At 37.4% G+C, this 8,600-nt stretch carries 8 protein-coding genes; all 8 read left to right on the forward strand.

Annotated elements, in window-relative coordinates:
- Positions 1 to 61: 61 nt before the first annotated feature.
- Complete coding sequence (locus AC1DND_RS11965) at positions 62 to 1,219, forward strand: DegT/DnrJ/EryC1/StrS family aminotransferase (protein WP_477581869.1); 1,158 nt, start codon at positions 62 to 64, stop codon at positions 1,217 to 1,219.
- 14 nt (positions 1,220 to 1,233) lie between these two features.
- Entirely contained in the window at positions 1,234 to 2,103 is an 870-nt protein-coding gene (locus AC1DND_RS11970) for a glycosyltransferase (RefSeq protein WP_477581871.1), read from the forward strand.
- A gap of 6 nt (positions 2,104 to 2,109) precedes the next feature.
- Positions 2,110 to 3,204, forward strand: a complete 1,095-nt coding sequence (locus AC1DND_RS11975) for a glycosyltransferase family 4 protein (protein WP_477581873.1) — start codon at positions 2,110 to 2,112, stop codon at positions 3,202 to 3,204.
- Positions 3,201 to 4,418 carry a hypothetical protein gene (locus AC1DND_RS11980; protein WP_477581874.1) on the forward strand — a complete coding sequence of 406 codons (1,218 nt, stop codon included), beginning with the start codon at positions 3,201 to 3,203 and terminating at the stop codon, positions 4,416 to 4,418. The genes AC1DND_RS11975 and AC1DND_RS11980 overlap by 4 nt, the downstream gene beginning before the upstream one ends.
- Positions 4,419 to 4,437: 19 nt before the next feature.
- Complete coding sequence (locus AC1DND_RS11985; protein ID WP_477581876.1) at positions 4,438 to 5,712, forward strand: DegT/DnrJ/EryC1/StrS family aminotransferase; 1,275 nt, start codon at positions 4,438 to 4,440, stop codon at positions 5,710 to 5,712.
- Positions 5,709 to 6,311 (forward strand): sugar transferase, encoded by a 603-nt coding sequence (locus AC1DND_RS11990; protein ID WP_477581878.1) that lies wholly within the window; start codon positions 5,709 to 5,711, stop codon positions 6,309 to 6,311. Before AC1DND_RS11985 ends, AC1DND_RS11990 begins: the two co-directional genes overlap by 4 nt.
- Positions 6,312 to 6,317: 6 nt before the next feature.
- A complete protein-coding gene (locus AC1DND_RS11995) occupies positions 6,318 to 7,418 on the forward strand; it encodes a glycosyltransferase (RefSeq protein ID WP_477581880.1) in 1,101 nt (366 codons plus the stop codon).
- 20 nt (positions 7,419 to 7,438) lie between these two features.
- Positions 7,439 to 8,600, forward strand: a 1,162-nt coding sequence (gene asnB, locus AC1DND_RS12000) for an asparagine synthase (glutamine-hydrolyzing) (protein WP_477581881.1), incomplete at its 3' end; no start/stop codon positions are given.

The following is an 8,600-nucleotide window of genomic DNA, read 5'->3' on the forward strand; positions in this document are numbered from 1 at the left end:
GCATAAGTAGCAGCATCAAACTCGCTGCACTCCTTGATTTTAAACAATTAATCCTCAAACAATGATACCTGTAACCAAACCCTTTTTGCCTAAACAGGCAGATTTTAAAAGCTATGTAAGTAGCATTTGGGCCAGACAGTGGCTCACCAATAATGGTCCTTTGGTAAATGAACTGGAGTTGAAGTTGCAACAATACTTAGAGCTACCTCATTTATTATATGTAACCAATGGTACTATCGCATTACAGCTGGCCATACAGGCATTAGAAGTAAAAGGCGAAATTATTACCACACCGTTTTCTTTCGTGGCTACCACCAGCAGTATTGTTTGGCAAGGTTGCAAACCTGTTTTTGTTGATATAGATGAAGATACCCTTAACATAGATCCCAATAAAATTGAAGCGGCCATTACGTCTAATACCTCGGCAATTTTGGCTACACACGTTTTTGGAAACCCTTGTGATATTGAAGCGATAGACCGCATTGCAAAAAAACATGGACTAAAGGTAATTTATGATGCCGCCCATTGTTTTGGCACAAAATATAAAGGTAAATCGATCTTCGCTTATGGCGATGTAAGCACAACCAGCTTCCATGCAACTAAACTGTTTCATACCATTGAAGGTGGGGCTGTTTTTACTCAAAATCCTGATACTTTAAAGAGAATGGCGCTGATGCGTAATTTCGGTTATAGTGGGGTAGATACCTTTTCAGAGATTGGAACTAATGCTAAAAACTCCGAGTTTCACGCTGCAATGGGTCTTTGTAACCTAAAACATATCGATCAGATTTTAAGTAAACGCAAAGAGCTATCACAGCATTACGAAATGCGTTTAAACAAAATTGAAGCCCAGTTTCAGGTTATTCAGGCCGATACGGAATTTAATTACGCATACTATCCCGTAATATTCAGATCGGAAGAAATTATGCTCGATTGCATGAAACAGTTAGAACTGGTTCAGGTGTATTGTAGGCGATACTTTTACCCATCCTTATCGGCCTTGCCATACATTGCGAAGGTAAATATGCCGATCTGTGATTCTATTTCTAAACGCATTATGTGTTTGCCACTTTACCATACGTTAACCAGTGCCGATCAGGATTTAGTAGTCAGGATTATTTTGAGAACCCAGAATTACCGCAAAAAACAAGTGCTTAAACTCGCTGATTACAGTACCATGGTTAATGGCAGCATAGGCATGGCGGTTAACGGCAATTAATAGCAGCTTCTATTATGAAACAAGACGATACAGGTATAATGGTTAGCATTTTTTGCATCACTTATAACCACAGTAAATTTATTGCGAAAGCACTGGATGGATTTCTGATGCAGAAATGCAATTTTAATACAGAAATTATTATTGGAGACGATTGTTCTACAGATGGAACCACAGAGATTATCGATGAATATGTTGCCAAACATCCTGATAAAATTAAGCGTTTAAAAGCGCCAAAGAATATCGGTGCTACCCAAAACGTAATTCGGGTTGCGCTAGAAACCAAAGGTAAATACGTAGCCACATGCGATGGTGATGATTATTGGTTAGATCCATATAAACTGCAGAAACAGGTAGATTTTTTAGAAAATAATCCAGAATATGTAATGTGCTGCCATTATACACGCGAAATAAATTTTGATGATACTGAACTGTTTTACATGGATTTTAACCCTGTTCCCTTACAGTATAGCTTTAGCGATCTGATTGTAAACAGGCAAGTTGAAACCTGTACCGCAACTATTGTTTACCGCAACATTGAAGCCATTAGAAATCTTTATAAAAACGATTGGTTTTTGAAATGCAATGCCTGTGATAAACTGTTGAAACTCTATTGTACCTGGGTAACGGGTAAAAAAATATATGTTTTACCTGAAGTAATGAGCTGTTACAGGCGTCATCCCGGAGGGATTTGGAGTCCGGTTGCTTATATTCCATTAAAGAAGATGCAACTGAGTGATTTCTATATCATCATTAAAATCTTCACATATACTGGCTTACAGAAAGTTAAACTTTTGAACTTTTACCTCAGAAAATACTTCCTCTTCGAAGTGAAATATAAAACCTTTGGAAACGCTTTCCAGACCATTAAAACAATTGTAAACTAATTCGAAATGACTACTAAATTATGCTTCGTAATCAACAGTTTAGAAGGTGGCGGAGCTGAAAGGGTAATTAGTAATCTGGCTAATCATTTCAGTGAAAAAAAATGCAGTGTTACAATGATTTGCCTTAATACAGCTCAAGTTAAATATCAGATCAATAAACAGGTTAAAATTGTAAATCTTGTAGAAAGAAAAGAAAGTCAAAATCTCTTAAACAGGATTAGATATGCTTACTTAACTTTTTACCGGTTACTTTCTCTATTAAAGAAAGAAAAACCGGACTGTACCATTTGTTTTATGACATCGGCGAACGTGTGGGCAGGTTTATGTTGTATGATTTTAGGTTTGCCTTACCTGGTTTCAGAAAGAACGGCCCTAAATAGCACCATACAACAATACAACAAATTACTACAGTGGTTTATATTCCATATTTATAGAAAATCAAAAGCCATTGTGCTACCAGCATTTGGAATGTTTAAAGGATTTAAAAGGATTAAGCAATTCGAAAAACTGAATAATTTTGAAACCATCCATAATCCAATCAATCAGTTTATAAAGCCAAATAAAGATACCGTAAATGATAAAGCATTTATACTTTCTGTTGGAAGATTAACTCGCGAAAAAGGTTTCGATCTGCTTATTAATGCTTATAGCCGCTTGGAGTTATCCGATGTTGATCTTTTAATCTCGGGTGAAGGCCCTGAAAGAGAAAACCTCGAAAAGCAGATTACGGATTTAAATTTAACAGATAAAGTTAAATTGATCGGCTTTAAATCGAACCTGCAGGATTATTATGCGCAAGCAGAGGTTTTTGTGCTTTCTTCCAGAAATGAGGGCTATCCAAATGTATTGGTAGAAGCGATGGGAATGGGCTGTGCCTGTGTAGCAATGGACTGTGAGTTTGGTCCTTCAGAGATTATCGAACATGGAATTAACGGGCTTTTGGTGGCTAAAGAAGATATAGTAGGGCTTTCATTATCTATTGATAAGATACTTAATAACAGTAAGTTAAAAAATAAATTTTCAGCAAAAGCAAAATCGATCAACAAAACAAATTCTATTGAACTCATTTCTGCCAACTGGGAGCAACTCATCATGTCATGATTAAAAAAATAATGTTTCTCTTTTTGTTGTTTGCCTATGTTTATGCAACAACATTCAATATCTTCATGACTGGGGTCTTCAGAATTCCGGCACCAATAGTTTTCCTGGCGCCCTTAATCTATTTCTACCGGACAGAAGAAACAGGGTTTCTATATGGCAAAGAATTATTTATTTTCTTTATTGCCGCCCTGTTTTTTTATCTCATAGGTCAGGCAGATGTTACTGGTTTTTTTGCCTTATTAATTGTTGCTGCATGCTTTGCCTTGTTGTTCAACTATGTTATCGGTACGAATTTAAAACGGATGAACATCGCAGTCGGATTTTTCTTTGGTGTATTGCTGCTTTCCGGAATCATAATGTTTATCGATCACCAGTACAATATGGCGGCTATCCGTTCGCTTTTGGTGCAGGAAGACGTATTACAGGCACCAGCAGGGATATCGACCACTATTTTTACTTTCGGCTACCAGATGGCTGCTTTAACGCCATTTTTAGTTATTAATGCTCTACTGTTTAAACGAAGCTGGCTAATTAACCTTCTCTTATTTGGGTTATCGCTCTCTCTTATTTTCTTCGGTATGCAACGGTCGGTTTTGGTCGCTTTTGCAGTTGTAACCGGATTATTTTTTTTAAGCTATTATAAAGCCAAATCCATTTTAATATTCGGTGTGTTTTGCGCCATATTTTTTATCGCGCAAAGTTCAATTGAACAATTTTCCGAGGGGAAAAAACAACAGAATATTTTAAATAAAAGTGCCGAAAATGCGAAAGGTAAAGAAGAGCGTGGCGATTTAATGGGAGAGAACATCCAAATTATAACCGAATATCCTTTTGGGCTATTGTTTTATGGAAAAACCTGGAACGATGTAGTGCAACACAATTTTGTTTATAAAAAAGGGCCTATCGTAATTACATCCCATAATGCCTATTTAATGTTTATTACTTATTTGGGGCCTTTGCTGGGCTTTATTTTACTCATTTTATTATATCGAAAAGTAGGGAAGATCATTTTTTATGCTTTTCTGCACATCAAAGATAAGAAAAATGCGCTTCTGGTCTGTTTGAGCTGTTCTTTTTTGGCAATATCCATCAACTCATTTTTTCATAACGAATGGCTTTTGGCAACGAGCGGACCAACATTGTTCCTATACTTTGCCATTCTACAACTCTCCAAAATCAAAATGGTAGACCCCATTTTGGTTGAATACAATTAACACAAATAAATTGACGAATATGAATATCCCATTCTCTCCGCCCTTTATCGATCAATCTGTTGTTGATCAGGTATTGGAAACACTTAACGATAAATGGATTACTACAGGGCCAAAAGTAAAAGCCCTTGAATGTGAAATTAAAGCGATGACTGGAACTGATGAGGTGATCTGTGTAAATTCCTGGACATCGGGTGCTATTTTAATGTTAAAGTGGTTTGGTGTTAAAGCTGGCGACGAAGTAATTGTACCGGCATATACCTATAGTGCCACAGCATTAGCGGTGCTTCATTGCGGCGCAACTCCGGTTATGGTTGATGTGCTTGATGATTTTAATATCGATCCTGAAAAGGTTAAGGCTGCAATTACTACAAAAACCAAAGCTATAATTGCAGTAGATATTGCCGGCTGGCCGTGTGATTATGCTGCGCTAAAAGAATTGATTAATCATGTTGATGTTAAGAAAAAATTTAAATGTCAGTCAGATAAACAATTCTTACTTAAAAGAATATTGCTGATTTCGGACGCTGCACATTCAATAGGCAGTTTATATTACGATAAACCAGCGGCACAGCTGTGCGATGTAACGATATTTTCGTTTCATGCCGTTAAAAATATTACCACAGCCGAAGGAGGCGCGATCTGCTTAAACCTGCCAGCTGCATTTGATCCTCAGGAAGAATACAACTACTTAAAAATGTACACACTTAATGGTCAGAACAAAGATGCGCTTTCTAAATCAAGAGGTGCTGGCTGGAGGTACGACATCCTGTTTCAGGGACTAAAGATCAATATGCCTGATATCTGCGCTGCAATTGGTTTAGCACAGATCAGGAAATATAATCCAGATCTTTTACCTAAGCGTAAGAAAATTGCGCAGCATTACTGCGATGGCTTTCAGCACGAAGATTGGTTTATTGCCCCACCTTTAGTGAGTACGCAACGCGAATCCTGTTACCATCTTTTCCCCTTGAGGGTTAAAGGTTTAACCGAGATACAGCGAGATCAGATCATTGATGACCTGGCATCTTTGGGGATTGCGAGCAATGTGCATTTTATCCCGATGCCAATGCTTACGCTCTTTAAAAACCTGGGTTATAAAATTGAAGATTATCCAATGGCCTATCAGAATTATGCTTGTGAGATCTCTCTACCCATTTATCCACAATTAACAGATACAGAAGTAGAATTTATCATCACTTCCGTAATCAGCTGTGTGCATATTCAATTAAATAGCCATTCAGAAATTGAAGAAAGTGGCTTTTCAGGGCATAAACAAATGGCAGTAGCATCATGAAAATAAATAAAAAAAGAATATTCGATGTGGTTTTTGCAATGCTGTGTTTAGTGTTGTTCAGTCCGCTTTTAATCTTGATTGCCATCCTAATCAAGCTAGACTCGAAAGGTCCTGTTATTTTTAAACAGATCAGGGTTGGACGGAATATGAAAGATTTTCATTTGGCAAAGTTTCGAACCATGTATGTAATACAGGGTAACAATAGCTTACTCACCATCGGGAACAGGGATAACCGCATTACAAGGATAGGCTACTGGTTACGGAAATACAAGTTAGATGAATTGCCCCAGCTATTGAATGTTTTAAAAGGGCAGATGAGTTTTGTTGGACCAAGACCGGAAGTTAGAAAATACGTGAATCTTTACAATGAAGAACAACGTTACGTTTTATCCGTTAAACCGGGTATTACTGATTGGGCATCGGTTGAGTTCTGCAATGAAAATGAGCTGCTAAAACATGCCGAAGATCCTGAAACTTATTACATCGAAAGGATTATCCCCGCAAAAATTAAACAGAACATGAGGTATATCAATCACAATGATATCCTAACCGATTTTAAAATTATTTGGTTAACGATTAATAGGATTGTCATCAACTAAAATGATATGTACGCTCCACAAAAAACTATTAAAGAAGAAGTTAAGCTTAAAAAGAAAGTTTTCTTTGTACTCAGCTCATTAACTTCGGGCGGCTCAGAACGGGTGTTCTGGAATTTGGCCCAAGGATTTAACAAAGATAAGTTTGACGTGACCATTGTGATTTTAGATTCGACCGTGAATTGTTTCTCGATGGATCTGGAAGGTGTCCGTTTTATCGATTTAAAAACCAAAAAAGCATCTAAATCTTTTTTTGCGCTTTATAACTTACTAAAAAAAGAAGAACCCTATGCGGTTTTTTCTACAACCGATCACATCAATATTTTAGTCTCRCTGGTTGGCAGGTTTTTAAAAATTCCGATGCTTATTGCTAGGGCGTCTAATATTCCGCACGAACAAAGATTGTTTGAAGGATTTAAGTCGAGGTTTTACGAGCTTTTTGCCAGCGCAAGTTATCGGGGCTACAAACAGATCGTTTGCCAATCAGAAGAAATGAAACAATCATTGATTGATACTTATAATGTCAATCAGGAGCTGATCAGGGTTATTGCCAATCCAGTATTGAAAACTAATAAGTTAAAGGAGGCTAAAACACCTGATAAAATTTATAAATTATTAGTTGTGGCCCGTTTTGCACTGGAAAAAGGCTTAGAACGGCTGGTTGATATTATGGCGCATTTGCCCGAAAATTATCATCTCGATTTCGTGGGAACAGGAGCACTAAAAGATCAGATTAACACTAAAATTAAGGACCTGCAGCTCGATCACAGACTTAAAATTTTAGGAGAGATTAAAAACATCCACGAGGTAATGGTTCAGCACGATTTAATGGTGTTGAGCTCTTATACAGAAGGTTTCCCGAATGTGGTTTTAGAAGCGCTTACCGTAGGCCTACCAGTAGTAACCTTTAGAGTGAGTGGCATTCCTGGATTAATTATCGATGGCTTTAACGGTTTTGTTTTAGAACAGGATGATCTGGCAGGCTTTAGGCGGCGAATTATCCAGGCCTGCACTCAAGGCCAATGGAACCCGGCTGAGATTAGGAGAAATGTATATCAGAAATGTGCGCTTGATAAAATCAGCGCTCAATATGAAGAATTAATTAGTTAACAATCTAAAATATTATCACTATGTGTGGAATATACGGCACAACCATACCTTACTCAAACGGAACTATCCGTGAGAAAATGGCAAGAATCAGTTTTCGAGGTCCGGATTATACAGGGGTTCAACGTTACGATCAGGTTATTTTTGCACACAATAGATTGGCCATTATCGATCTTGATGCCCGCTCCAATCAACCCTTTTCATATATGCACCTCCATATTGTTTTTAACGGAGAAATATACAATTACAAAGACATTAGAAAAGACCTGGAACGGAAAAACTATCAGTTTAACACCAGTTCAGATACCGAAGTAATATGCGCAGCTTATTTAGAATATGGAGCCGATTGCTTAACCCGTTTTAACGGAATGTTTGCTTTTGTGATTTATGATACCCATAAAAACGAGCTGTTTGGTGCCAGAGATCGCTTTGGCAAAAAACCTTTTTATTATGCACACGATCACTCGTCGTTCGAATTTGCAAGTCAACCCTCACAAATCAATATAGACAGGAATCTAAGTGTTAACGAAGAAGCCATTAATCAAYATTTAATCTGGGGTTATGTGCCAGAGCCTCAGTCTATTTATGCAGAGGTGAAACAGTTACCTGCAGCCAACTATTTTAAATACGACCTTAAATCTCATAAGCTTAAAATTACAGAATACTGGACTTTAGATTATGGCTGGAAGAATAAATTTGATGGAAGTTATGAAGAAGCTAAAGAAGCTTTAGCGCTTATTTTGGCCGATGCGGTTAAAATCAGGATGAATGCTGATGTACCATTGGGTGTGTTTTTATCTGGCGGTATAGATTCATCGTTAATTGCAGCTATGGCCACAAAAGAAATCGACCACGTTAAAACATTTTCTATAAAATTTAATGAAAAAGGTTTCGATGAAAGTGCTTATGCCAATCAGGTTGCGAAACACTTAGGTACCGACCATTATACCATTGAATGTAATTACAATGATGGCATTGACTTGATTGAAAACTTTAACCGTTTTTATGACGAGCCTTTTGCTGATTCGAGTGCTATACCTACCATGTTGCTCAGTAAAAATACCAGGAAGCATGTAACCGTTGCCTTAAGTGGTGATGCTGGCGACGAAGCTTTTTTAGGCTATCATCGCTATAAATGGATTAAACAGGTTAACAGCCTGTTTTATGCGCCACACAGCATTAGAA

It is taken from the genome of Pedobacter sp. 01N416 (assembly GCF_056399685.1).

Coding starts and splice junctions, on each gene's coding strand:
- AC1DND_RS11965 (WP_477581869.1), top strand. CDS start 62: ATGATACCTGTAACCAAACCCTTTTTGCCTAAACAGGCAGATTTTAAA.
- AC1DND_RS11970 (WP_477581871.1), top strand. CDS start 1,234: ATGAAACAAGACGATACAGGTATAATGGTTAGCATTTTTTGCATCACT.
- AC1DND_RS11975 (WP_477581873.1), top strand. CDS start 2,110: ATGACTACTAAATTATGCTTCGTAATCAACAGTTTAGAAGGTGGCGGA.
- AC1DND_RS11980 (WP_477581874.1), top strand. CDS start 3,201: ATGATTAAAAAAATAATGTTTCTCTTTTTGTTGTTTGCCTATGTTTAT.
- AC1DND_RS11985 (WP_477581876.1), top strand. CDS start 4,438: ATGAATATCCCATTCTCTCCGCCCTTTATCGATCAATCTGTTGTTGAT.
- AC1DND_RS11990 (WP_477581878.1), top strand. CDS start 5,709: ATGAAAATAAATAAAAAAAGAATATTCGATGTGGTTTTTGCAATGCTG.